Source organism: Streptomyces sp. NPDC005805, from assembly GCF_040630445.1.
Classification (GTDB): Bacteria; Actinomycetota; Actinomycetes; order Streptomycetales; family Streptomycetaceae; genus Streptomyces.
The window spans coordinates 1-24,596 of record NZ_JBEXXN010000042.1 but is presented as its reverse complement, the minus strand read 5'-3'; the positions used below and the strand labels follow the sequence as shown (position 1 = coordinate 24,596).

At 74.2% G+C, this 24,596-nt stretch carries 21 protein-coding genes, 1 pseudogene and 2 riboswitches; of the genes and pseudogenes, 10 read left to right on the top strand and 12 right to left on the bottom strand.

Going from position 1 to position 24,596, the window contains the following annotated elements; all coding sequences use genetic code 11:
- The first annotated feature begins 149 nt into the window (after positions 1–149).
- The 4 genes from ABZ457_RS21825 to ABZ457_RS21810 are packed head-to-tail and all read left to right on the top strand — an operon-like array spanning position 150 to position 3,570.
- A complete protein-coding gene (locus tag ABZ457_RS21825) occupies positions 150–1,277 on the top strand; it encodes an isochorismate synthase (RefSeq protein WP_359159664.1) in 1,128 nt (375 codons plus the stop codon).
- A 59-nt stretch (positions 1,278–1,336) separates the two neighbouring features.
- Entirely contained in the window at positions 1,337–1,960 is a 624-nt protein-coding gene (locus tag ABZ457_RS21820; RefSeq protein WP_359159636.1) for an isochorismatase family protein, read from the top strand.
- Between the two features lie 8 nt (positions 1,961–1,968).
- Positions 1,969–2,685 (top strand): 4'-phosphopantetheinyl transferase superfamily protein, encoded by a 717-nt coding sequence (locus ABZ457_RS21815; RefSeq protein WP_359159634.1) that lies wholly within the window; start codon positions 1,969–1,971, stop codon positions 2,683–2,685.
- A 51-nt stretch (positions 2,686–2,736) separates the two neighbouring features.
- Entirely contained in the window at positions 2,737–3,570 is an 834-nt protein-coding gene (locus tag ABZ457_RS21810; protein ID WP_359159632.1) for a class I SAM-dependent methyltransferase, read from the top strand.
- Positions 3,571–3,633: 63 nt separating this feature from the next.
- On the opposite strand, the gene cobF is transcribed toward ABZ457_RS21810, so the two are convergent.
- The 6 genes from cobF to ABZ457_RS21780 form a co-directional block, all read right to left on the bottom strand.
- Positions 3,634–4,446 carry a precorrin-6A synthase (deacetylating) gene (gene cobF, locus ABZ457_RS21805; protein WP_359159630.1) on the bottom strand — a complete coding sequence of 271 codons (813 nt, stop codon included), beginning with the start codon at positions 4,444–4,446 and terminating at the stop codon, positions 3,634–3,636.
- Between the two features lie 109 nt (positions 4,447–4,555).
- Complete coding sequence (locus ABZ457_RS21800; RefSeq protein WP_359159628.1) at positions 4,556–5,383, bottom strand: enoyl-CoA hydratase; 828 nt, start codon at positions 5,381–5,383, stop codon at positions 4,556–4,558.
- On the bottom strand, positions 5,380–6,315 hold the full coding sequence (gene mmsB, locus ABZ457_RS21795) for a 3-hydroxyisobutyrate dehydrogenase (RefSeq protein WP_359159662.1): 936 nt from the start codon (positions 6,313–6,315) through the stop codon (positions 5,380–5,382). Before mmsB ends, ABZ457_RS21800 begins: the two co-directional genes overlap by 4 nt.
- On the bottom strand, positions 6,309–7,439 hold the full coding sequence (locus ABZ457_RS21790; protein WP_359159626.1) for an enoyl-CoA hydratase/isomerase family protein: 1,131 nt from the start codon (positions 7,437–7,439) through the stop codon (positions 6,309–6,311). The genes mmsB and ABZ457_RS21790 overlap by 7 nt, the downstream gene beginning before the upstream one ends.
- On the bottom strand, positions 7,436–8,584 hold the full coding sequence (locus tag ABZ457_RS21785) for an acyl-CoA dehydrogenase family protein (protein ID WP_359159624.1): 1,149 nt from the start codon (positions 8,582–8,584) through the stop codon (positions 7,436–7,438). The genes ABZ457_RS21790 and ABZ457_RS21785 overlap by 4 nt, the downstream gene beginning before the upstream one ends.
- A gap of 7 nt (positions 8,585–8,591) precedes the next feature.
- On the bottom strand, positions 8,592–10,091 hold the full coding sequence (locus tag ABZ457_RS21780) for a CoA-acylating methylmalonate-semialdehyde dehydrogenase (protein ID WP_359159622.1): 1,500 nt from the start codon (positions 10,089–10,091) through the stop codon (positions 8,592–8,594).
- A 213-nt stretch (positions 10,092–10,304) separates the two neighbouring features.
- Positions 10,305–10,503: riboswitch (cobalamin riboswitch) on the bottom strand.
- Positions 10,504–10,693: 190 nt separating this feature from the next.
- Positions 10,694–10,767, top strand: a riboswitch (cobalamin riboswitch).
- A 156-nt stretch (positions 10,768–10,923) separates the two neighbouring features.
- Between ABZ457_RS21780 and ABZ457_RS21775 the strand changes: the two genes are divergently transcribed.
- The 4 genes from ABZ457_RS21775 to ABZ457_RS21760 all read left to right on the top strand — a co-directional run bounded on the left by ABZ457_RS21775 (position 10,924) and on the right by ABZ457_RS21760 (position 15,073).
- A complete protein-coding gene (locus ABZ457_RS21775) occupies positions 10,924–11,451 on the top strand; it encodes a DUF4430 domain-containing protein (RefSeq protein ID WP_359159620.1) in 528 nt (175 codons plus the stop codon).
- A gap of 261 nt (positions 11,452–11,712) precedes the next feature.
- Positions 11,713–12,924, top strand: coding sequence for a fused response regulator/phosphatase (locus ABZ457_RS21770; RefSeq protein WP_359159660.1), 1,212 nt, complete (start codon positions 11,713–11,715; stop codon positions 12,922–12,924).
- A complete protein-coding gene (locus ABZ457_RS21765) occupies positions 12,921–14,633 on the top strand; it encodes an ATP-binding protein (RefSeq protein ID WP_359159618.1) in 1,713 nt (570 codons plus the stop codon). The genes ABZ457_RS21770 and ABZ457_RS21765 overlap by 4 nt, the downstream gene beginning before the upstream one ends.
- Positions 14,630–15,073, top strand: a complete 444-nt coding sequence (locus ABZ457_RS21760) for a response regulator (RefSeq protein WP_359159616.1) — start codon at positions 14,630–14,632, stop codon at positions 15,071–15,073. Before ABZ457_RS21765 ends, ABZ457_RS21760 begins: the two co-directional genes overlap by 4 nt.
- Positions 15,074–15,120: 47 nt before the next feature.
- Here the strand turns inward: ABZ457_RS21760 and ABZ457_RS21755 are convergent, their stop codons facing one another.
- From ABZ457_RS21755 to ABZ457_RS21740, 4 genes and pseudogenes are all read right to left on the bottom strand, one after another.
- Complete coding sequence (locus tag ABZ457_RS21755; protein WP_359159614.1) at positions 15,121–15,570, bottom strand: ATP-binding protein; 450 nt, start codon at positions 15,568–15,570, stop codon at positions 15,121–15,123.
- Positions 15,571–15,802: 232 nt separating this feature from the next.
- Positions 15,803–18,168, bottom strand: a pseudogene (locus ABZ457_RS21750) (phosphoketolase family protein).
- 240 nt (positions 18,169–18,408) lie between these two features.
- Positions 18,409–19,143: a DUF2071 domain-containing protein gene (locus tag ABZ457_RS21745; RefSeq protein WP_359159658.1), complete on the bottom strand. Its 735-nt coding sequence runs from the start codon at positions 19,141–19,143 to the stop codon at positions 18,409–18,411.
- Positions 19,144–19,343: 200 nt separating this feature from the next.
- Positions 19,344–20,567: a serine/threonine-protein kinase gene (locus tag ABZ457_RS21740; protein WP_359159612.1), complete on the bottom strand. Its 1,224-nt coding sequence runs from the start codon at positions 20,565–20,567 to the stop codon at positions 19,344–19,346.
- Positions 20,568–20,743: 176 nt separating this feature from the next.
- Between ABZ457_RS21740 and ABZ457_RS21735 the strand changes: the two genes are divergently transcribed.
- Positions 20,744–21,133, top strand: coding sequence for a VOC family protein (locus ABZ457_RS21735; RefSeq protein WP_359159610.1), 390 nt, complete (start codon positions 20,744–20,746; stop codon positions 21,131–21,133).
- 28 nt (positions 21,134–21,161) lie between these two features.
- Here ABZ457_RS21735 and ABZ457_RS21730 read toward each other — a convergent pair whose 3' ends face one another.
- The gene (locus tag ABZ457_RS21730) at positions 21,162–21,809 is read right to left on the bottom strand and encodes a TMEM175 family protein (RefSeq protein WP_359159608.1); all 648 of its coding nucleotides are present in this window, start codon (positions 21,807–21,809) and stop codon (positions 21,162–21,164) included.
- A gap of 81 nt (positions 21,810–21,890) precedes the next feature.
- Positions 21,891–22,781: a GntR family transcriptional regulator gene (locus ABZ457_RS21725; protein WP_359159606.1), complete on the bottom strand. Its 891-nt coding sequence runs from the start codon at positions 22,779–22,781 to the stop codon at positions 21,891–21,893.
- A 237-nt stretch (positions 22,782–23,018) separates the two neighbouring features.
- Between ABZ457_RS21725 and ABZ457_RS21720 the strand changes: the two genes are divergently transcribed.
- Complete coding sequence (locus tag ABZ457_RS21720; protein WP_359159604.1) at positions 23,019–24,515, top strand: cellulose binding domain-containing protein; 1,497 nt, start codon at positions 23,019–23,021, stop codon at positions 24,513–24,515.
- The last annotated feature ends 81 nt before the right edge of the window (positions 24,516–24,596 follow it).

The window sequence follows — 24,596 nt, the reverse complement described above, 5'->3', positions numbered from 1 at the left end:
CCGCACCCGCACTCACACAGCACCAGCACCCCGCACCCCCACCCGTACGGACAACACCCCGAGGAGTCATCGTGTCGACGGTCCACCAGGTCGCCGAGCACAGACAGGACACCGCCCCCGCCCACCCCGCGGTCGGCGCGGCCACGAGCATGCTGGACGCCTACCGCGCCGGCGACCGCTTCCTCGCCACGCCCAGCCGCACCCTGCTGGCCCACGGTGTGCACCGCGAGGTCCCGCACGGCCCCGGCCCGCTCGCCGAGCGGGTCGCGGAGACCCTGCGCGCCGCGGTGGCGGAACGCCACCCCTCGCCCGTGGTCGTCGGCGCCGTCCCCTTCGACCAGTCGGCGCCCGCCGCCCTCGTCGTCCCCGAGGTCCTGCGCGCGGGCCCGGCCCTCGCCTCCGACCCGCTGGTCGGCCTGCCACCGGCCCCGACCCCCCGCACCGCCTGGTCCGTCCGGCCCGAGCCCGACCCGGAGGTGTACGGCAAGGGCGTCGCCGCCGCCGTCGCCCGGATGTGGGAGGGCGAGTTCAGCAAGGTGGTGCTCGCCCGGACCCTGGAACTGACCGGCCCCGACGCCCTCGACATCCCCGCCATGGTCCAGCGGCTCGCCCGCCGGGACCCCTCGGGCCACACCTTCGCCCTGCCCACCGGCCCCGGCCGCACCCTGCTCGGCGCCAGCCCCGAACTCCTGGTCTCGCGGCGCGGGAACCGGCTGGTCTCCAACCCGCTCGCCGGGTCCACCCCGCGCAGCGCGGACCTCGCCGAGGACGTGCGGCGCGCGGCGGCCCTGCTGGAGTCGGCGAAGGACCTGCACGAGCACGCGGTCGTGGTCGACGCGGTGCACCAGCACATGGCCCGGTTCTGCTCGCGGATCGAGGTCCCGCCGCGGCCGACCCTCATCCGCACGGCGACCATGTGGCACCTGTCCACCACGGTCACCGGCGAACTCGCCGACCCGGACGTCTCCGCGCTGGAGGTCGCCTCCGCCCTCCACCCGACCCCGGCCGTGTGCGGCACGCCGACCGCCCTCGCCCGTACGGTGATCCGCGAGACCGAGCCCTTCGACCGGGGCTTCTTCACCGGCATGGTCGGCTGGGGCAACGCGGACGGCGACGGCGAATGGGTCGTCACCATCCGCTGCGCGGAGGCCGAGGGGCGCACCCTGCGCCTGTACGCGGGCGCCGGGGTCGTCGCCGGGTCGGAGCCCGACGCCGAGACCGCCGAGACCGCGGCCAAGTTCCGCACCTTCCTCGACGCCGTCGGCGCCGAACTCTGACCCGCCCCCGTCCCCCCTCTCTGACCACCTCTGTTCCACCCAGCACACCGGAGACCCTCATGGCCCTGCCCGCCGTGGCCCCCTACCCGATGCCCCGCACCGCCGATCTGCCCGCCAACCGGGTGGACTGGCGCGTCGACCCGGACCGCGCCGTGCTGCTCGTGCACGACCTCCAGAACTACTTCCTGTCCGCCTTCGACGCCGAGGCCGAGCCGGTCACCGCGCTCCTCGGCAATGTCGCCCGGCTCCGCAAGGAGGCCGCGCGCCTGGGCGTCCCCGTGATCTACACGGCGCAGCCCGGCGGGCAGACGCCCGAGGAGCGCGGCCTCCAGCAGGACTTCTGGGGCCCGGGCGTCCCGGCCGAGGAGCACGCGACCGCCATCGCCGCGGCCGTCGCCCCGGAGGCCGGGGACACCGTGCTCACCAAGTGGAAGTACAGCGCCTTCGTCCGGACCGATCTGCTGGAGCGGCTGCGCGAGCAGGGCCGGGACCAGATCGTGGTCACCGGTGTGTACGCGCACATCGGTGTGCTGATGACCGCGTGCGACGCGTGGATGCAGGACATCCAGGCGTTCGTGGTGGCCGACGCGGTGGCCGACTTCTCCGAGCGCGAGCACCGTTTCGCGCTGGAGTGGGCCGCCGGGCGCTGCGCCTACGTCACCACCGCCGACCGCGTGTTCTGAGGCCCGCCGTGCACCACGACGCACCGACCCGGCCGCTTCCGGCCCCTGCGGCCGGGCCGGGTCCGCTGCTGGACCACCGCGTCCTGCCCGGGCACCCCGGCGTGTTCGCGGCCCGGGTGGCGCCGAACACGGCGGCGGCCCGGGCCGGGCTGGGGCTGCTCGACGAGCGGGAACGGGAACGGGCCGCGGGGTTCCGCTTCCAGCAGGACGCCGACCGCTATCTCGTGGCGCACGTCCTGCTGCGGCAGACCCTCGCGGGGCTGGTCGGTGAGCGGCCCGAGCGGCTGGTCTTCGCCCGGCGCCCGTGCGCGGGGTGCGGTGGTCCGCACGGCAAGCCGTATCTCGCCCACCACGCCCTGCACTTCTCGCTCGCGCACGCCGGCGACCACGTCCTGGTCGCGACGGCCGGGGTCCCCGTCGGGGTGGACGTGGAGGCCGTGCCGTCCACCCGGATCACCGAGGACGTGGTCCCCGCGCTGCACCGGGTGGAACGCGCGGAACTGGCCGCGCTGGCCGCGGCGGACCGGCCGGCCGCGTTCACCCGGTGCTGGGTGCGCAAGGAGGCCGTGCTGAAGGCGACCGGGGTGGCCCTCACCCATGGTTCGGCCGACCCCCTGGCGGGGACCGGGCCGGTGCCCGCCGAGGTGCCCGGGGTGCGGATCACCGACCTGCCGGCGGCCGCCGGGCACGCGGCGGCCCTGGCCCTGGTCCCGGACGGCGGCTGAGCGGCCGGGCCGGGGCCCATGTCATCGGCTCATCGACGAAAGGGGACCGCCGTGGCGGACCGCAAGCGCACCCCCGAACTGGGGGAGATCCAGGAGACCCTGCTCATCCCGCTGTACGCCCGCGCCGTGGAGACCCGCAAACGGCACGGCATGCTCTCCGACCCGCGGGCCGTCGAGATGGTCGACTCCCTCGACTACGACTTCTCCCGCTTCGACGGCGCCCGCAGCCTGCTGGGCTCCAATGTGCGCACGCTGCTGATCGACGCCTGGGTGGCGGAGTTCCTCGGCCGGCACCCCGACGGCACGGTGGTGGAGATCGGCACCGGCCTCAACACCCGCTTCGAGCGGCTGGACAACGGCCGGACGCACTGGTTCGACCTCGACCTCCCCGACGTGATCGACCTGCGCCGCGCCTTCTTCGAGGACACCCCGCGCCGCCGGATGCTGGCCGGTTCCGTGGACGCCCCGGAGTGGACCGCCGCCGTGCGCGAGCGGCCCGGTCCGTACTTCCTGGCCGCGGAGGCCGTCCTCATCTACCTCGAAGAGGCCCGTGTCCGGGCGGTGTTCGAGATGATCGCGCGGGAGCTGCCCGGGGCGTGGCTGGCGCTGGAGACCGCCTCGGGCCGAATGGTCGGCACCCAGGACTCCCACGACGTGCTCTCCAAGGTGGCGGCCCGGATGCACTGGCAGTGCGACGACCCGGCCGAGATCCTGTCCTGGGTCCCGGGTCTGACCCTGGAGACCTCCTGCACCTTCGCGGCCCTCCCGGCGGCCGTCCGCACCCGGCTCCCGGCCCGCTACCGGGCGATGCTGCGGGCCGCGTCGGTGGTGAAGCGGAAGGACATCGAGTCCTACCGCTTCCATCTCTTCCGCTTCCCCTCCTGACCGTCACCCCATCCGGGGGGCGGCCGCGCCGCACCCGGCCAGAACCTCCCCGCCGGCTGCCCGTCAGGGTCCCGGGGCCTCCCCGCCCCCCTCGGCGATGCGCAGCAGATAGGTGTCCATGATCCAGCCGTGGCGTTCCCGGGCCTCGGCGCGGAGTTCGCTGATGCGGGCGGCGACCTGCGGCAGCGGTCCGGAGAGGAGGAGTTCGTCGGGGGTGCCGAGGTAGGCGCCCCAGTAGATCCACACGTCGTCGCCGGTGACCCGCCGGTACGCCTCCTGGGCGTCGAGCATCACGACCACGTCGCCGTCGCCCGCGAGGCAGGCGTCCGCGAGCCGCCGGCCCGGGGTGATGTGGACGGGACGGCCGACCTGGTTGAGGGTGATCCGGTGCCGGGCCGCGAGGGCGGAGACGCTGCTGATGCCGGGGACGACTTCCACGTCGAAGGCGAGGGTGCCGCCCGCGGTGATCCCGTCCAGGATGCCGAGGGTGCTGTCGTAGAGCGCGGGGTCGCCCCAGACCAGGAACGCGCCCGTCTGCCCGGGGGCCAGTTCCTCGCGGACCAGGCGTTCGTAGACCTCGGCGCGGCGGCGGCGCCAGTCATGGACCGCGGTGGTGTAGCCGGCGCCGTCCTCCCGGGTCCGGTCGCGCCAGGGGTCGTCCACCTCGACGACGCGGTGGGGCCCGGTGGCGTGTTCCGCCAGGATTCGGCGCCGCAAATCGGTCAGGGCGGTCTTCTCGGGGCCCTTGCCGACGAGGAAGAAGACGTCGGTACGGCGCAGGGCCTTGACCGCCGCGAGGGTCAGATGGTCGGGGTCACCGGCTCCGATGCCGATGACGAGGAGGTGGCGCTGGTCCGTGGGCGGGTCCGTGCTCATGGTGGGGGCTCTCTGGGAACGGGGAGGCGGGTGGACGGAGGCGGAGGGGCCGGTCAGGGGCGGGGCCCGGCCACCGGCCGGGCCCCGCCAAGCCGGGCGGCGGGCGCCGTCAGCCGTGGGTGAACCGCGGCGGCCGCTTGTCGGTGAACGCCGCCATGCCCTCCTTCTGGTCGGCGGTGGCGAACACCGCGTGGAACAGGCGCCGTTCGAAGCGGACGCCCTCCGCGAGGGTGGTCTCGAAGGCCCGGTTGACGGACTCCTTGGCCATCATCGCGACCGGCGCGGACATCCCGGCGACCGTCTCCGCGACGGCGAGCGCCTCGCCGACCAGGTCGTCCGCCGGGACGATCCGGGAGACCAGACCGGCGCGTTCCGCCTCGGCGGCGTCCATGGTGCGCCCGGTGAGGCAGAGTTCCATCGCCTTGGCCTTCCCCACCGCGCGGGTCAGCCGCTGGGAGCCGCCGATGCCGGGGACGACGCCGAGGCGGATCTCCGGCTGCCCGAACACCGCGGTGTCGGCGGCGAGCAGGATGTCGCACATCATGGCCAGCTCGCAGCCGCCGCCGAGGGCGTATCCGGCGACCGCCGCGACGGTCGGCGTACGCACCTGGGCGAAGCGGTCCCAGGCGGCGAACCAGTCGTCGACGTACATGTCCGGGTAGCCGCGCGGCTGCATCTCCTTGATGTCGGCCCCGGCGGCGAACGCCTTCGCGGAGCCGGTCAGCACGATGCAGCCGATCTCCGGGTCCCGGTCGAGGCGCGCGGTCGCGGTGACGACCTCGTCCATCAGCCGCAGGGACAGGGCGTTGAGCGCCTTGGGCCGGTCGAGGGTGACCAGGGCGGTGCGGCCCCTGCGCTCGACGCGGATGGTCTCGTACAGGTCCTTGTGCTCGCCGCTGTCGGTGCCCGTGCCCGTGCCGGTGTCGGTGCCGGTCATGCGGTTGTCTCCTCGATGGTGCCGGTGGTGTGACTCGTGCCCAGGGCGCCGTCCCGGATGGCGCGGATGATCCCGGAGAAGTCCTGGTCCGCTCCGGGGCCTTCGGCGAAGGCCGCGTACGCCTCGGCCGCGCGCAGCCCGAGGGCCGCGTCGACGCCTCCGGCGCGGATCGCGTTCGCCGCGAGGCCGAGGTCCTTGGCCATGAGCGGCGCGGCGAACCCGGGACGGTAGTCGCGGTCGGCGGGGCTGCCCGGGACGGGCCCGGGGACCGGGCAGTTGACGGTGAGCGCCCAGCACTGCCCGGACGCGGTGGAGGCCACGTCGAACAGCGCCTCGTGGGAGAGCCCGAGGCTCTCGCCGAGGACGAACGCCTCGCTCACGGCGATCATCGAGATGCCCAGGATCATGTTGTTGCAGATCTTCGCCGCCTGCCCGGCGCCCGCCGCGCCGCAGTGCACGGCCTTGCGTCCCATGGCCGCGAGCACCGGTTCCGCCTCGGCGAACTCGGCCTCCCCGCCGCCCGCCATGAAGGTGAGGGTGGCCGCCTCGGCGCCCACCACTCCCCCGGACACGGGTGCGTCCAGGGCCCGGTGGCCCGCGGCGGCGGCCGCCTCGTGGAGGGTGCGGGCGTCGGCGACGTCGATGGTCGAGCAGTCGACGAACAGGGTGCCGGGCCGGGCGGCGGCGAGCAGCCCCTCCTCCCGGTGGAGGGCGAGGACATGGCGGCCGGCGGGCAGCATGGTGATCACCAGGTCCGCGGCCCCGGCGGCGGCCGGGGCCGAGGCGGCGGGTTCCACGCCGTGCGCGACGGCGGCGGCGAGCGCGTCCGCGTCGAGGTCGTGGCCGAGGACGCGGTGGCCCGCCTTGACGAGATTGGCGGCCATCGGGCCGCCCATCCTGCCGAGGCCGATGAAGGCGATGACGCTCACCAGGGCACCTCCTGGGGTGATCCGGGCCCGGCGAGGCGCAGTTCGCGCTCGCCGAGCGGGGCGAAGAAGCGGTCCACGTCGGCGGCGGTGACCTCGGCGAGGCTCCCGGGCGACCAGCGCGGATCGCGGTCCTTGTCGATGACCTGGGCGCGGATGCCCTCCACCAGGTCGGGGTGGGCGAGGGCGGCGCAGGAGACGCGGTACTCCTGTTCCAGGACCCGTTCCAGCGGCCCGAGTCCACGGGCCCGGCGCAGGGACGCCAGGGTGACCTTGAGCGCGGTCGGGGACTTGGCGGCCAGGGTCTCCGCCGCCTCCTTGGCCGCCGGGTCGCCATGGGCGCGCAGCCGGTCCGCGATCTCCTCGACGGTGGCGGCGGAGTAGCAGGCGTCGATCCACTCCCGGGCGGCGGCGAGCCGTCCGGGCGGGGCGGGCCGGACGTGCTCGGTGAGTACCTCGTGCACGGGCGCGCGGGCGAGGTCCGCGAGGAGCGCCGGCAGGGCGGCGGAGGGGACGTGATGGTCGGCGAGCCCGCACAGCAGGGCGTCGGCCGCGCCGACGGGGGTGCCGGTCAGGGCCAGATGGGTGCCGAGTTCGCCGGGCGCGAGGCCCAGCAGATAGGTCCCGCCGACGTCGGGGACGAAGCCGATCCCGGTCTCGGGCATGGCGACCCGGGAGCGTTCCGTGGCGAGGCGTACGGTGCCGTGGGCGGAGACGCCGACGCCGCCGCCCATCACGATGCCGTCCATCACGGCGACGTACGGGGTGCGCAGCCGGGCGATCCGGGCGTTCAGCCGGTACTCGTCCCGCCAGAACGCGGCGGCGGCCCCGGCCGGGTCACCGTCCGGGCCGGGACCCGGGCCCGCACCACCCGCGCCCGCGCGCGCCGAGTCGTGGATCGCGCGGATGTCGCCGCCCGCGCACAGTCCCCGCTCCCCCGCGCCGGTGAGGACGACGACCTCCACCGAGGGGTCGTCCTCCCAGGCGTCCAGCGCCTCGGCGATCGTGCCCACCATCGCGTGGGTGAGGGCGTTGATCGCACGCGGCCGGTTCAGCGTGAGGTACGCCGCCCGCCCCTCGGTGCGCAGCAGCACCGAGGGCTCGCCCGCCGCCTCTCCGGGCGCCGTCACCGGGCCGCCTCGGTGAGCGCGCGGGCGACGATGACCTGCATGATCTCGTTGGTCCCTTCCAGGATGCGGTGGACCCGCAGGTCCCGGACGATCTTCTCGATGCCGTAGTCGCCCAGATAGCCGTAGCCGCCGTGGAGTTGGAGGGCCCGGTCGGCGACCGAGTACCCGGTGTCGGTGGCGAAGCGCTTGGCCATGGCGCAGAGGTGGGGCGCGCCGGGGTCGCCGCGGTCGAGGGCGTCGGCGGCCTGGCGGACCAGGGCGCGCGCGGCGGCGAGTTCGATGGCCATGTCGGCCAGCGTGAACTGGAGTCCCTGCGCCCGGATGAGGGGCGCCCCGAAGGCCTCCCGGTCCGCGAGGTGGGTGAGGCTGCGGTCGAGGGCGCTCTGCGCGCCGCCGAGGGAGCAGGCGGCGATGCCGAGGCGGCCGCCGTTGAGGCCGTGCATGGCGATGCGGAAGCCGTCGCCCTCCGCGCCGAGCCGCCGGTCGGCGGGCACCCGGACGCCGTCCAGGATCACCTGCCGGGTGGGCTGGGCGTTCCAGCCCATCTTGACCTCGTTGGCGCCGAAGGAGAGGCCGGGGTCCTCGCGTTCGACGACGAAGGCGCTGATGCCGCCGGGGCCGTCGCCGCCGGTGCGGGCCATGACGACATAGACCCCGGAGGCGCCCGCTCCGGAGACGAACTGCTTGACGCCGGTGAGGACGTAGTGGTCGCCGTCGCGTTCCGCGCGGGTGCGCAGGGCTGCGGCGTCGGAGCCGGCGCCGGGTTCGGTGAGGCAGTAGCTGCCGAGGGTGGTGGCCGCGCAGAGGCCGGGCAGCCAGCGGGCGCGCTGGGTCTCGTCGCCGTAGGCGTCGATCATCCAGGCGACCATGTTGTGGATGGAGAGGTAGCCGGCGATGGACGGGCAGCCGGTGGCGAGGACCTCGAAGACGAGGACGCCGTCGGCGCGGCCGAGCCCCGAACCGCCGTGCTCCTCGCGGACGTAGACACCGCCGAGGCCGAGTCCGGCGGCCGCGCGCAGCACATCGACGGGGAAGTGCTTGTCGCGGTCCCAGGCGACGGCGGAGGGGGCCAGGCGCTCCTGCGCGAAGTCGAGGGTCACCTCGGCGAGGGCGAGCTGGTCCTTGGTGAGGGTGGTCGTGGTCATGGTGCGCTCACCCCATCGTCGGGATGGTGAAGCTCGCGCCCTCCTTGACCCCGGAGGGCCAGCGCGAGGTGACGGTCTTGGTACGGGTGAAGAAGCGGATCGAGTCGGTGCCGTGCTGGCCCAGGTCGCCGAAGGCGGACCGCTTCCAGCCGCCGAAGGAGTGGTAGGCGACGGGCACCGGGATGGGCACGTTGACGCCGACCATGCCGGTGTTCACCCGGCGGGTGAAGTCGCGGGCGGTGTCGCCGTCGCGGGTGAAGAGGGCGACGCCGTTGCCGAAGGGGTGCTCGCTGGGCAGGCGCAGGGCCTCCTCGTAGTCGGCGGCGCGGACCACCGAGAGCACCGGGCCGAAGATCTCCTCGCGGTAGATCCGCATCGAGGGGGTGACCCGGTCGAAGAGGGAGGCGCCGGCGAAGAAGCCGTTCTCGTGGCCCGGGAGGACGAAGTCCCGGCCGTCGACGACGAGTTCGGCGCCCTCGGTGACGCCGATGTCGACATAGCGGCGGACCCGGTCCAGGGCGTCGCGGCCGACCAGCGGCCCGAAGTCGGCCTCGGGGTCGTCGGAGCGGCCGATGCGCAGGGTGCCGACGCGTTCCCGCAGGGCGGCCACCAGGGCGTCGGCGGTCTCCTCGCCCACCGGGACGGCGACGGAGACGGCCATGCAGCGTTCGCCGGCGGAGCCGTAGCCCGCGCCGACGAGGGCGTCCACGGCCTGGTCCAGGTCGGCGTCCGGCATGACGATCATGTGGTTCTTGGCGCCGCCGAAGCACTGGGCGCGCTTGCCGTGCCGGGCGGCGGTGGCGTAGACGTGCTGGGCGACGGGGGTGGAGCCGACGAAGCCGACGGCGTCCACGCGGGGGTCCTCCAGCAGGGTGTCCACGGCCTCCTTCGCGCCGTTGACGACGTTGAGCACACCGGGCGGAAGGCCCGCCTCCACGAAGAGTTCGGCGAGCCGCAGCGGCACGGAGGGGTCGCGTTCGGAGGGCTTGAGAACGAAGGCGTTCCCGCAGGCGAGCGCGGGGGCGGCCTTCCAGAGGGGGATCATCGCCGGGAAGTTGAACGGGGTGATGCCGGCGACCACGCCGAGGGGGCTGCGCAGGGAGTGCACGTCGATGCCGGTGCCGGCGTTGTCGGTGAACTCGCCCTTGAGGAGGTGCGGGATGCCCGCGGCGAACTCGACGACCTCCAGGCCGCGCTGGAGGTCGCCGTGCGCGTCGGGGACGGTCTTGCCGTGCTCGGCGGAGAGCAGACGGGCGAGTTCGTCCCGTTCGCCCTCGACGAGCTGGAGGAAGCGCATCAGGACGCGGGCCCGGCGCTGCGGGTTCCACGCGGCCCATTCGGGCTGTGCGGCCGCGGCGTCGGCGATCGCGGCGCGGGTCTCCTCCGCCCCGGCGAGCGGGACGTGCGCCTGGACGGCGCCGGTGTTGGGGTCATGGACGTCGGCGAAGAGCCCGGAGGTGCCGGGCGTGCGCTTTCCGCCGACGAAATGTGTCAGTTCACGGACCATGGAAGCCTGCTCTCGTCAGGTGAGATCCGGGGATGGCACGGCAGGCCGGCGCGGCGCACCGGTCGGGTGCGGGCGCGCGGAACCACCGTGGGACGCGGAGGCCGGAGGGCCGTCGAGGGGCTACGAAAGCGCGGGAACGCGGGTGTGCCTCGCCGGATCACCAGGATCACGGGTACGGACCGGTGCCATGCGTGTCTGCTCCATCCTCGTGGACAACACGGAACATCCCGCGGCCGGTATCCTGACTCCCGGATCAGCGCACGCCCTCCGGCCTTCCCGGCGGATCTCTCCGCCGGTGGCCTTCCTCGCTGGAGGACGCACTCCCCGGTCACAGTGGCGGGACCGCGCCGGATTCACACCGGCTTCCCTGCACCGCGGGCCTTTGGGCGCGACCATATAGTTGGACGTCCTACTAAGTCCACCCCACCGCGCCGCCCGCCGCCGCCCGCCGGGCACGGGCCGCCGCCCCCGGAGCGCCAACTTCCGTCCGCCACAAGCGGATCGGCCGGTACCGGTGGCCGCGCGACGAAGCCGCGCCCTACGATGCGTCTGCCCCGGGGGCGGGTCCCCCGGTGCGGACAACCGAATGGCTGGCACAAGCGGGGGAAGTCCGGTGGGAATCCGGCGCTGACCTGCAACCGTGTGCGGCGCGCGTGCGCCGCGAGTCGGAGCACCCGCTGTGCGAGCGGTACCGCTTCCCACTGTCACGGTCTGCAGCGCGAAGCCCCGAGCCCGGTCCGCCGGCCTCCGTACGCCCATGGGCGTGTGCGGGCGTCGTGCGTCCCGGGGGCGTCGCGGTTCGCGGACCCGCCACGCCCCAGGAGGGCCGTCCATGCACCGCACCACCGTCCACCGCGCCCTGGTCACCGCCACGGCGCTGGGCCTCGCCCTGACCACCGCGCCCGCCGCCGCCCAGGCCGTGCCGGCGTCCGCGTCCGCGCACATCGCCGCGCATCACACGTCACACGCGAACACCAACGCACCCGTCAAGGTGCGCCTGACCGTGCAGGGGCCCGACGGGCTGCTGTTCAAGGGCCGGGTCAGAACCAAGGGCCACGACGTCACCACCGCGACCGGCGGCACCCGCAAGTGCGACGGGACCAACGGCGGCGCGCACGCCACCAAGGTGCCCACACCGACCGCCGCCCTCGACGACGCCGCCCGGAGACACGGCTTCACCTGGGACGGGACCTGGTACGCGTCCTTCGACGACTTCTCGGTGGACACCGTGAAGGGGGTCTCCGGCGGCGGCTCCGCGTACTGGAACATCTCGGTCAACGGGACGCCGACGCCGGTCGGCGGCTGCCAGTTCCGGCTGAAGGCGGGTGACCGGGTGGCGTTCACCTGGACCTCGTTCTGACGCACCCGGCCCCGGAACCGGGACACCGGGCACCGGGTGCGCGGAAGGAGACACTTCGCACACCCGGTGCCCCGGGCACAGCCATGGCACCCCTGGCAAGCCGCAGAACGAAACCCCTCCGCGCGGCCACTGCGGCCATCGGACGGCAAGGTCCACCGGGCGCGATCACTCGGAGCAGTCACGACCCCGCCACCAGTATGGTTCTCGCGACGCATCGGGGGCCGATGGCGTGACGAGGAGGCTGGGGTGGAGCTGCCCGCGCTGGGAAGGGCGCCGGTGCCGACGCAGGGGGGCGATCTCCCCGCGACGGAACAGGAGGTGTCCCTCCTCCTGATCGAGGACGACGCGGGGGACGCGCTGCTGTTCGAGGAGGTACTGGCCGACGCGGAGCTGCCAGCCCGGCTGACCTGGTGCAAGAGCCTGGCCGAGGCCGAGGCCGTCACCGAGGAGCGGGGCACCGGCCTGTGCGTCCTCCTCGATCTGCATCTGCCGGACGCCCAGGGCCTCGCGGCCGTGCGGCGGACGCTGTCCTTCGCGCCGGAGGCGGCCGTGGTCGTGCTCACCGGCCTCGCCGACGGGCCCACCGGTCTCGCGGCCGTGGCCGAGGGCGCCGAGGACTACCTGTCCAAGACCCAGTTGACCTCGGAGGGGCTGAGCCGCGCGGTGCGCTACGCCCTCCAGCGCAAGCAGGTGCAGCGCGCCACCGCCGCCCTCCAGGCGGTCCGGCTGCGCGCCCAGGAGAACACCCGGCTGGAGCGCGGTCTGCTCCCCGTCCCGCTGCTGCGCGGGGACGACTTCTCGGTGGTGGCCCGGTACGAGCCCGGCCGCACCCACGGCGTCCTCGGCGGCGACTTCTACGACGTCGTCCAGACCGAGGACGGCTCGGTGCACTCCGTGGTCGGCGACGTCTCCGGGCACGGTCCGGTCGAGGCGGCCCTCGGCGTCTGCCTGCGGGTCGCCTGGCGCGCGGCCGTGATGAGCGGGCGCACCGGCCCCGACCAACTGCGGCTGCTTGAGGAGATACTCGCCGCCGAGCGGGGCGAGGACCAGCTCTTCGCCACCCTGGTCTCCTGCGTCTTTCCGCCGGACCGGTCCTGCGTACGGGTGGTGCGCGCCGGGCACCCCGGCATGATGCTGCGCGCCGGCGGCCGGGTCACCTGGTACGAGCCGCCGGGCGGGATGGCGCTCGGCTTCCTGCCGGGCCAGGCCCGCTGGAGCGAGCACACCCTGCCCATCACCCCGGACACCAGCCTGGTCGCCTTCACCGACGGCCTCTTCGAGGGCCGGACCGGGCCGGGCGGGCAGCGGCTCGGCGAGGACGGGCTCCTCGGCGCCGCGCAGCGCCACGCCCACCTGCCCCCGCAGGAGTTCGTGGACACCGTGGTGGACGAGGTCTCGGCCGCCGCCGCACCGTACGGAGGGCTGTCCGACGACATCGCCGTCCTGCACATGAATTGGGAGCACACCGCATGAGCAGCACCACGAGCGGCGCCGGGCCCGACGGGGGTGCCCGGCCCCGCCTGAGCGGGCGTTTCACCGTCCAGGGGTGGTTCCTCCTGGTCCTGGGGCTGATGGCGCTGGTGGTGGTCGTCTCGGCGGTCGTCGGCGGGGTGATGGTGAACCGCGCGGAGGAGCGGCAGGACGAGCTGGCGGACGTGATCCAGCCGGGCCGTTCCGTCTCGCTGCGGCTCCAGAAGTCCCTCCTGGACCAGGAGACCAGTGTGCGCGGCTACGCCCTCAGCGGGCGGGACGAGTTCCTGGAGCCCTACCGGCAGGGGCAGCGGGACCAGCGCGAACGCACCGCCCAGTTGCGGGAGCTGGTGTCCGTGTACCCGAAGCTGATGTCCGATCTGCGCGAGGTGGAGCGCGCCGCCGCGACCTGGCGGACCGAGCAGGCCGAGCCGCTGATCGCGAATGTGCGCGAGGAGGGCGGGGCGGGCGTCACCCCGGACCGGATCGAACGCAGCAAGCAGGGCTTCGACGACCTGCGGGCGGTCTTCGCCCTCCAGGAGACCCACTTCGACGAGGAGCGCACCCGGGCCCGCGCCGAGGCCGCCGACGCGCGGACCCAGCGCAACCTCGCCTTCGGTGTGCTGCTGGCCGCGATCGTGGCGGCCTGCGCCCTGCTGACGGTGATCGTGCACCGGATCGTCGGCCGGCCGCTGCGCCGGCTGGAGGCGGCCTCCCAGCGGGTCCGGGACGAGTCCTTCGAACAGGAGATCCGGATCGAGGGCCCGGCCGACCTGCGGGCGGTGGGCACGGCGGTCGAGGAGATGCGCCGGCGGCTGGTGGACGCCCTGCGGGAGGCGAAGGGCCGCGAACGGCTGCTGGAGGAGCAGACCGAGGAGCTGCGGCGGTCCAACGCGGAGCTGGAGCAGTTCGCGTACGTCGCCTCGCACGACCTCCAGGAGCCGCTGCGGAAGGTCGCGTCCTTCTGCCAGCTGCTGGAGAAGCGCTACGGCACCGAACTCGACGACCGGGGCCGCCAGTACATCGACTTCGCGGTGGACGGCGCCAAGCGGATGCAGGTCCTCATCAACGACCTGCTGACCTTCTCCCGGGTGGGGCGGCTGGACGAGGAGTACACCACCGTCGGGCTGGACGCCCCGCTGGAGCGGGCGCTGAACAGCCTCTCGGTGGCCGTGGAGGAGTCCGGCGCCGAGATCGTGCGCCCCGAGCGGCTGCCGACCCTCACCTGCGACCCGACCCTGATGACCATGGTCTGGCAGAACCTGGTCGGCAACGCGCTGAAGTTCCGTCACCCCGACCGGCCCTGCCGGGTGGAGATCGCCTGCGAACGGGCGGGCGACGACTGGGCGTTCACGGTCCGGGACAACGGCATCGGCATCCCGGCCGAGTTCGCCGAGAAGGTCTTCGTGGTCTTCCAGCGGCTGCACGGCCGCGACGAGTACGGGGGCACGGGCATCGGCCTGGCCCTGTGCCGCAAGATCGTGGAGCACCACCGCGGCAGCATCGCCGTGCACGAGCCCGGCGAGCGGGAGGGGACGGAGATCCGCTTCACCCTTCCCGCGGACGCGGCGGAGCCGGCGGACGCCTGGCACACGGCGGACGCCGAGGAGCCGGCCGCCGACGAGAACCCCGCGGCCACCGTACCGGCGCCCGCCGGCGAGCCCGCCCCGAACGCCCCGACCACCACCAGGACCACCAGGAGCACCGTATGAAGGCCCCCGTCGAACCGATCGAGGTCCTGCTCGTCGAGGACGACCCCGGCGACGAGCTGATGACCCGGGAGGCGTTCGAGGACAACAAGATCCAGAACACCCTGCACGTGGTCCGGGACGGGCAGGAGGCGCTGGACTTCCTGTTCCGGCGGGGCGCGTACACCGACGCGCCGCGCCCGGACCTGATCCTGCTCGACCTCAACCTGCCCCGCTACGACGGCCGTCAGGTGCTGGAGCGCATCAAGTCGGACGACGACCTGGCGCTGATCCCGGTGGTCGTGCTGACCACCTCCTCGGCGGAGGAGGACATCCTGCGCAGCTACAAGCTGCACGCCAACGCGTATGTCACCAAGCCGGTCGATCTGGACCAGTTCATCGCGGCGGTCCGGCAGATCGACGACTTCTTCGTGAGCGTGGTGCGCCTGCCCCGGCGGCGCTGACCGGGCCCCGGCGCGCGGCCGGGCCGGGCTGAACCGGGGCCGGGGGCTCAGGCGGGCCGCGCGGCCAGCCGGACGGTGATCCGCTTGCCCACCGGCTCCCGCCGCACGGCGAAGCCCTCGCACAGGGCCATCACGATCTCCAGTCCGTGCTGCCCGATCCGCCCGGGATCGGCGGGGTGCACGGTCGGCAGGGCGGTGCCGCTGTCCCACACGGCGACGGTGACACCGGAGTCGTCGAGTTCGACGTCGACCAGGCAGGGGCCGGGCGCGTACTTCACCGCGTTGGTGACCAGTTCGCTCACCACGAGCTGGACGTCGCCGACGAGACGGTCGGGCAGCGCTGCGCGCAGGGCCATGGCCATCACGGCGAGCGCCCCGGTCACCGCGTCCCGGGCCGAGGCCACGCAGTCCTGCTGACCGTCGAAGGCGGCGCTCGCGCGCTGTGCCGCCGAGTCCACCGCGAGGGCGATCTCCGTGCCCAGTGTCGTCTCCGTCATTGCTCACCCCGTGTCCCGACCGGGCTGCGTCCGATCATGTGCGATCGGCCTCCGTCTACCCCGGAATCCGCCACGCTCACCTCCCACGGGGGACCTTTTCCGCCACGCGCCGCCCGAGGCGTGCGGCACCTCGCCGCGCCGCCCCGGCCCACCCGCCGGAGGTCCACCCCCGCCCACCGCGCCGGAGGTCCACCCCCGCCCGCCGCGCCGGGGTCCGCGTCGGAGGTCCGCGTCACCCCTGCCAGGTCCAGTCGGCGACCTCGGGCAGGTCGGTGCCGTGCGCTCGCGGATCCAGGCGTGGTGGCGGGTGCGGATGTCGGCCATCGCCTGCCGGACCCCGGCGGCCCGTACCGCGAGGCCCGGGACCCGGTCCACGACGTCCATCACCAGGCGGTAGCGGTCCAGGTCGTTGCGGACCACCATGTCGAAGGGCGTGGTCGTGGTGCCGGACTCCTTGTACCCCCGCGCATGCAGATCGGGGTGCCCGGTGCGCCGGTAGGCGAGGCGGTGCACCAGCCAGGGGTAGCCGTGGTACGCGAAGATCACCGGCCGGTCCGGGGTGAACAGGGCGTCGTACTCGGCGGAGGTCATGCCGTGGGGGTGCTCCTCGGCGGGCATCAGCCGGGTCATGTCCACGACGTTGACCACCCGGACGGCGAGTTCCGGCAGCTGCTCGCGCAGCAGCCGGGCCGCCGCCAGGGTCTCCTGGGTGGGGACGTCCCCGGCGCAGGCGAGGACCACGTCCGGGTCGCGGCTGCCGTCCTCGGTGCCCGCCCACTCCCAGACACCGGCGCCCCGGGCGCAGTGGGCACGGGCCCGGTCGAGACTCAGCCAGTCGAAGCAGGGCTGCTTGCCGGCGACGACCACATTGACCCGGTCCCGGCTGCGCAGCACGCGCTCGGCCGTGCAGAGCAGGGTGTTGGCGTCCGGCGGGAGGTAGACCCTCACCACTTCGGGGCTCTTGTTGAGGACGTGGTCGACGAAGCCGGGGTCCTGGTGGGAGAAGCCGTTGTGGTCCTGCCGCCAGACGTGCGAGGTGAGCAGGTAGTTCAGGGACGGCAGGGGTGCGCGCCAGGGCAGGGCGCGGGAGGTCTTGAGCCACTTGATGTGCTGGTTGACCATCGAGTCGACGATGTGGACGAACGCCTCGTAGCAGGAGAACAGACCGTGGCGGCCGGTCAGCAGATAGCCCTCCAGCCAGCCCTGGCACAGGTGCTCGGAGAGGACCTCCATCACCCTGCCGTGCCGGTCCAGGTGCTCGTCCGTGCCGAGGATGCGTTCCTGCCACGCCTTGCCGCTGGCGCCGTAGACGGCGGTGAGCCGGTTGGACGCGGTCTCGTCCGGGCCGACCAGCCGGAAGTCCCGGCGCCCGGCAGTGTCGGCCATCACCCGGGCCAGCAGTTCGCCGAGGACGCCGGTCGGCTCGTGGGGGCCGCTGCCCGGCGCGTCGACCGGGACGGCGAACTCCTCCAGCGGGGCCAGGGGCAGTTCGCGCACCAGGAGGCCGCCGTTGGCGTGCGGGGTCGCGCCGAGGCGGCGGGGGCCCCCGGGGACGCAGGCCAGCACCTCGGGGCGGGGGCGGCCGTCGGCGTCGAAGAGGTCGTCGGGCCGGTAGGAGCGCAGCCAGGACTCCAGTTGGGCGAGGTGGGCGGGGTTGTCGCGGACCCCGGCGAGCGGGACCTGATGGGAACGCCAGGTGCCCTCGACGGGGAGGCCGTCCACCTCGGCGGGGCCGGTCCAGCCCTTGGGGGTGCGCAGCACGATCACGGGCCACCGGGGGCGTTCGGATGCCCCGGCGGCGGCCCGGGTGGACCGGGCGGTCCGCTGGATCTCCCGGATGCGCTCCAGCGCGGTGTCGAGCGCGGCAGCCAGGGCCCGGTGGACGTGTGCCGGGTCGTCGCCGGTGACGTGCAGGGGCTCGTGGCCGTAGCCGCGCAGCAGGGTGTCGAGCTCGTCCTCGGGGAGCCGGGCGAGGACGGTCGGGTTGGCGATCTTGTAGCCGTTGAGGTGGAGGATCGGGAGGACGGCGCCGTCGTGGCGGGGGTCGAGGAACTTGTTGGAGTGCCAGGAGGCGGCGAGCGGCCCGGTCTCCGCCTCTCCGTCGCCGATGACGCAGGCGACCAGCAGGTCCGGGTTGTCGAAGGCGGCGCCGTACGCGTGGGCGAGGGAGTAGCCGAGTTCGCCGCCCTCGTGGATCGAGCCGGGCACCTCGGGGGCGACATGGCTGGGGACGCCGCCGGGGAAGGAGAACTGCCGGAACAGACGGCGCATCCCGTCCTCGTCGCGGCTCACGTCCGGGTCGATCTCGCTGTAGCTGCCGTCCAGCCAGGCGCCCGCGAGGACGGCGGGGCCGCCGTGGCCCGGCCCCCAGACGCACAGGGTGTCGGTGCCGTCCCGCCGGATGATCCGGTTCAGATGGGTGTACACGAGGTTGAGGCCCGGTGAGGTGCCCCAGTGGCCGAGGAGCCGGGGCTTGATGTGCTCGGGCGTGAGCGGCCGCCGCAGCAGGGGGTTGTCCAGCAGGTAGATCTGGCCGACGGCGAGGTAGTTGGCCGCCCGCCAGTGGGCGTCCAGCACCGCGAGTTCGTCGTCGGTCAGAGGTGCTCCGGCGGGGCGGGAGGTCCGGGGGGTGTGGGGCGGGTCGGTGCTCGGGCTCAAGGGGTCCTCCGTCTGATGGGGTCCTCGGGTGGGTCCTCCGGTGGGGAGCCTCCGGCTCGGGTCCTCCGGCTGGGGGCGCGCCCCTCAGTCATGCCCCTCGGCGTTCCCCGCCGTCCCGTGCCGACACCCGATCGGGCGAGCCCTGTCCGTATCGCGCCTCCCCGCTCCGCCCGGCCGTGGTCAGGCCCGGCGTGCGCGGGTGGGAGCGCCCAGCCGCACGGGGACGCCGGGCGACCAGAGGACGCTGACCGGCTCGCCCAGCGGGGCGGTCAGTCCGGCCGCCGCGATCAGGTCCTCCTCGCAGTGCAGGAGTTCGGCGCGGTGCAGGGGCCAGCGGGGGTGGTCGTTGGGGAGGTGGGCCGGCCCGCCGGGGAGGGCGGTGTGCAGGGCCCACCGGGCGGTGAGGAAGTGCTCCAGCCCGCTGGGCTCGGCGACGGGCTCACCCTTGCGGACGACGAGCCGGCAGCGCGCACCGCGCGGCCCGGGCCAGCGGCGGACGCTGGTGTAGGTGACGACGGGCCCCTCCTCGCGGACCGACATCCGGGACCAGGTGTACGGCAGCCGGAACCCGGCGCGCCCGGCGAGGACGGGCACCAGCCGCGCGGCGTCGAGCGACCGGAAGACCACACCGCGCCGGCCCCGCCCGTCGACGGAGTACAGCCGCACATTGGTCTCGGGGAACGATCCGAAGTAGGGCACCCCGGGCAGGCGCAGCCACCCCACCTCGTGCATCCGGAAGGCGACCAGGCCGACGTAGGTGGCCCCGTCGTACACATCGGGCACGGTGCCGGGCGGCAGCAGGGGCGCCACGGCGTCCGGGTCGACGGCCCAGTGCACGAAGGCGAGGTCCAGCCACTGCTGGGTCAGCAGCGGCCGGGCGAGGACGGCGGGCGGATCGGGCGTCACGGGCTCGATCCGCGCACCGCCGGGCGCGCCGGGCGGGCGCGCCTGGGCCGGGACCTCGCCGAGCGGCGCGGGCCCGGGCTCGGCCTGCGCCGGGTCCGGTATCTGGGGTGTCGCGGGCACGGCGCCAGCTTCCCAGACGGCTCCACGGCCGCCGGGCCCGGGGGCCGAGGTCCGGGGCCGGGGTCCGGGGCCGGGCCCCGGGGCGCCCGCTAGGCGAAGCAGTCCAGGATCAGCGGCAGGTCCTCCAGCCACTCCTGGAGCCGGGCGCGTCGGCGGGCGGCGAGGAGGCAGTGGTGGGCGGTGCCGGCGTGGAGGCGGACGGTGACCCGGAGGTGTTTGGGGCCCTCGGCGGTGTACTCGACGCCGGCGATCTCCGCCCAGCCGAAGGAGCGGTCGCCGTCCGCCGTCGAACCGAGGACGACGCCGGCCGCGTCCACCAGCAGGGAGCTGTCCGGGCCGACCGCCACGAAGGCGAGGTCGGCGTCGGCGCCCGTGGACGGGTCGCCCACCGGGGCGGGTTCGGTCGGGGCACGGTGCGGCGGCGGCGGACCGGCGGGGGCCGGGGCGTAGGCGGGTGGTGGGGGCACCGCCACCGTGGGGGTGTACGCGACGGGGCGCGCCGGCGCGGTGTCCGGCGGGGCGAGGAGGTCCAGCAGCGCTCCCGGGGTGGGCCGCCCGGCCGGGTCCTTGGCGAGGCAGGACGCCACGACCGGCCGCAGGCCGTCCGGCACCGCGCTCAGGTCCGGGGGCTCGTGCACCGAGCGGTACATCAGGCCGATCGGCGTGCCCGCCCCGAACGCGCTGCCGCCCGCCGCCGCGACGAGCACGGCGCCCAGCGCGAACACATCGGCCGCGCCGCCGACTTCGAGCCCCTGCGCCTGCTCGGGCGCCAGGAAGCCGGGTGTTCCGAAGGCCGTGCCGGTGGCCGTCAGACGGGTGGACTCCAGCGCCCGCGCGATGCCGAAGTCCAGGACCCTGGGGCCGTCCGCCGCCATGATGATGTTCCCGGGCTTCAGATCGCGGTGGACCAGCCCGCAGCCGTGGATCGCCTCCAGCGCCTCCGCGAGCGCCGCGCCCAGCTGCCGCAGCCGCGCCTCGTCCATCGGCCCTTCGGCGTCGAGGAGCGCGGCGAGGGTGGGCCCGGGGACGTACGCCGTCGCCAGCCAGGGCGCGGCCGCCGACGGGTCCGCGTCCACGACCGGGGCCGTGTGGAAGCCGCCGACACTGCGCGCGGCCGCGACCTCGGCCCGGAACCGCTCCCGGAAGTGCGGATCGGACGCCAGCTCCGGGCGGGCCACCTTCACGGCCACGGCCCGCCCGCCGCGCGAGCGCGCCAGATAGACGGTGCCCATGCCCCCGGCCCCCAACTCCCGCTCCACGGCGTATCCGCCGATCCGCTCCGGCAGTCCCGGACCGCCCACCCCGTGCTCCATGCGCTGTGTGCCTCCCCCTGTGCTCCGGCGCCACAGTATGACCGAGTCCACGGGCCGCCCGAGCCGGATGCCCGTACCCCGGGGCCCGGATACGCGTGGCGGGGCCGCCCGGTAGTCGGCAGGCTGGCGTACGCACGTCCGCCCACCGCACCGCCATATGACCGGGAGGTCCCGATATGACCAGCAAGTTCACCGAGCTGGGGATCGACTGTGCCGATCCCGTCGCCCTCGCCCGGTTCTGGTGCGCGGTCCTCGGCTACGAGGTACTGGACGCGGACACGGAGGAAGGGCTCGTCACCATCGGCTCCCCCGAGGTACCGGCGGGCGGTCGGCGCGGCCCGGTGCCGCCGGTGCTGACCTTCGTGCGGGTACCGGAGGGCAAGACCGTCAAGAACCGGCTCCATCTGGACGTCAACCCGGTCGACCGGGAGCGGGACGAGGAGGTGCGCCGGCTGCTCGGCCTGGGCGCCCGGCACGCCGACGTCGGTCAGGGCGAGAGGAGTTGGGTCGTCCTCGCCGATCCCGAGGGCAACGAGTTCTGCGTCCTGGCGACCCGCCGCCCCTGAGCGTCCTTCGCGCCACGGTGCGAGCCCGTCAGTCCTCGGTCCCGCCGTCGTGAGCGCCCTCGTTCGCCCGCCGCCGTTCCCGGTTGCCCAGCACGACCTTCGCCGGGAACAACGCCAGCCAGATCCACATCGCAGCCTGCGGGAAGAAGAAGGCGATGGGCACCGAGGCGCCGAAGACGAGGACGGTCGCGCCCAGGTCCGCGGCCGTGTCCCGCCATTCGCCGATCTCGCGGACGCCGTGCCGGCCCCGCAGGGTGGCGAACATGGCCAGTTGGAGGAGGTCGATCAGGCAGATGGTGGCCGCGTAGGAGGCGACGGCGAGGGGTTCGCGGGCGCCGTACTCGGCCAGCAGGGAGGTGGGGAACGGCACGATGGCGATGACGCCGAGGACGGCGAGGGCGAAGTGCTGCGGGATGCCGCCGACCCTGGCGGACATCACCAGGATCTGGCGCTGGTCGCGCCAGAAGATGGCGAGGATGAGGAAGCTGAGCGCGTAGGCGGCGAGATCGGGCAGGGACTCGCGCAGCGCCTCGTGGAAGCGTTCGGAGTCCAGTCCGGGCGGCACGCGGACGTCCAGGGCGAGAAGCGTCATGGCGATCGCGAAAATGCCGTCGGAGAGGGCGATCAGCCGGTCGGGGCTCGCCGCTGAGGGGTTTCCGGTGCTCACCCGGACCACCCTGGGCGGCCGGTGGCGCGAGGGCCCCGGATTGCTCCGACAGCGGGCATGCCGCCGGGGTGCAGGTGCGGGCGGGACGCGTCAGCGCCGGTCCTGCACCACTCCCCGGGTGGAGTACGGCACCGGGTCGCCGAGGGTGAAGTCCCCCGGCGGGATGCCCGGATGGTGGCCGGGCGGACGGCCCGGCGCCGCGCCCGCGGGACGTCCGGGGCGGTGGTGGCCCTCGGTGCCGGGCGGGGGCGCGGGCCGTGGTCCGAGCGAGAGCCGGGAGACGATCCGGTAGCGGTCGCCGCGGTAGAGGGAGTGGACGTACTCCACGGGGCGGCCCGCCGTGTCGGAGGTGAGGCGTTCGAAGAGCAGGGCGGGCGACAGCTCCGGCACGTCGAGCAGTTCGGCCTCGGCGCGGGTCGTCACGGTGGGTTCGATGGACTGGACGGCCTCGCTGACCTCGACGCCGTGGTGTTCACGCAGGTGCTGGTAGAGGTCGCCGGTCTCCAGTTCGGCCCGGGTCAGTCCGAGGTCGGCGCGGATGTGCAGGTACTCGATGGCGACGGGCGCGCCGTCGACGAGACGCAGCCGGGCGACGTAGCGGATCTTTGCCGACGGTGAGATCCGCAGCCGGCGCCCGACCCGCGCGCCGGCGGGCAGGGTGCTGAACTCCAGCAGGCGGCTCGTCCAGACGCCCGCGGTCTGCGGGAGGACGAAGCCCTGGGGGTCGGAGACGAGTTCCTGGGTGATCTTCTCGGCGGCGACGAACATGCCCCGGCCGTGCTCGCGCACCAGCAGCCCGGCGACCACGAGTTCGTCCACGGCGGCCCGCAGGGTCGGCCGGGACACCCCGAGCCGGGCGCAGAGGACGCGCTCGGAGGGGATGGCGTCCCCGGGGCCGCGTTCCTCGATGAGTTCGAGGACGGCGTCGCGGACGCGTTCGCGTTTGAGCACCGCGCCGGAGGCGGCGGCGTCGATCTCCATGCGGGCTCCCTGCGGGCCTTCGTCCACTGGTCAGGTCGATGGTAGCCCCGAGGTCTCCGCAAGATCCACCCGTACGGGCGTCATGAGTGCCCAACTTGCCTTGTCGCGCACGGGGTTGACGGCCTCATTGGTCTATGCCACCTTCAGCGGCATCGACTGGTAAGCCCACTGGTAAGCCGAACTGGTCAGCTCCTCACCGGTCGCCCCCTCACCGGATCCCCCTCCGAAAGGAACGAGATGAGCGCTCCGCCCCCCGGCACCCGTCTCCCCGGCACGCGTCCCCACGGCACCCGTCTCCCCGCCACCCCGCGAACCGGCCGCCGCCGCACCCGTGCCGCGCTCGCCGTCGCCGCCCTGCTCGGCGGCACCGTCCTCGCCACCCTCCCCATCTCCTCGGCCGCCGCGGCCGCCGACGGCCTGGCCGTCCAGTACCGCACCGGCGCGGGCGGGGCCACCGCCGACCAGAGCGAGCCGTGGCTCAAGGTCCGCAACACCGGCTCCTCGCCCGTGCAGCTCAGCCAGGTGAAGATCCGCTACTACTTCAAGGCCGACTCCCCCGCCGCCGCCTACCGCTTCGCCTGTTCCTGGGCGGTGAAGGGCTGTTCCGTGGTCACCGGTACCTTCGGGACCCTGGCCAACCCGACCCCGACCGCCGACCGCTACCTGGAGATCGGCTTCACCCCGGCCGCCGGCGCCCTGGCGCCCGGCGCCGACACCGGGGACATGCAGCTGCGCTTCCACCGCGCCGACTGGCAGACACTGCGCCAGAGCGACGACTACTCCTTCGGCGCCGCGCAGACCTCCTACGGGGACTGGAACAAGGTCACCGCGCAGCTCGCGGGGACGACGGTCTGGGGCACGGCCCCCGAGGGCAACGACCCCACCGGCCCGACCGATCCCCCGGACCCGACCGACCCGCCGGGCGGCGGCCAGGCGCTGTTCGACGACTTCGCCTACACCTCGCACACGGACCCGGCCCTGTCCGCCCACGGCTGGAACGTCCGCGCCAACGCGGGCGGTCCGGGGGTGCCCGGCGCCATCTGGGCCCCGGAGAACGTCACCTTCGCGAACGAGGGCGGCAACAGCATCATGAACCTGGCCACCTCCTCGGCCGGCACACCGCAGTCGACGCGGCAGACCGAGATCCTCACCAAGGACATGAAGTTCAAGAACGGCACCTACGCGGCCCGGGTCCGCTTCTCCGACGCCCCGAACAGCGGCCCGGACGGGGACAGGATCGTGCAGACCTTCTTCACCATCAACGACCTCAAGGCGCCGATGGCGGACGACTACGCCGAGTACGACTTCGAGTACCTGCCCAACGGCGGCTGGGGCGAGCCCGCGAACATCCTCTACACGACCTCCTGGGAGACCTACAACCCCGACCCGTGGCAGGCGGTCAACCAGCACTCCGAGGTCCGGGCGAGCTACGCGGGCTGGCACGACCTGGTCGTCACCATCGACGACAGCGCCATCACGTACTACGTGGACGGGCAGCACTTCGGCACCCATGACGCCCGGTACCTGCCCGAGCGGCCCATGTCGATCAACTTCAACCAGTGGCTGATCGACCTCCAGGGCCAGACGTCCACCACCCCGCGCACCTACGACCAGAAGGTGGACTACGTCCTGCATGTGAAGGACCGGGTGCTGACCCCGGCTCAGGTCGCGGCCAGGGTCGCCGCGTACCGCGCCGCCGGCACCTCGTTCACGGACGAGGTCCCGGCCTCCTGAGCTGCGTCCCGACCGGTCACTGGGCCCCGCCGCCGGGGGGCGCCGGGGGGGGGGGGCTCGGGGCGGCCCCCCCGCCTCCGC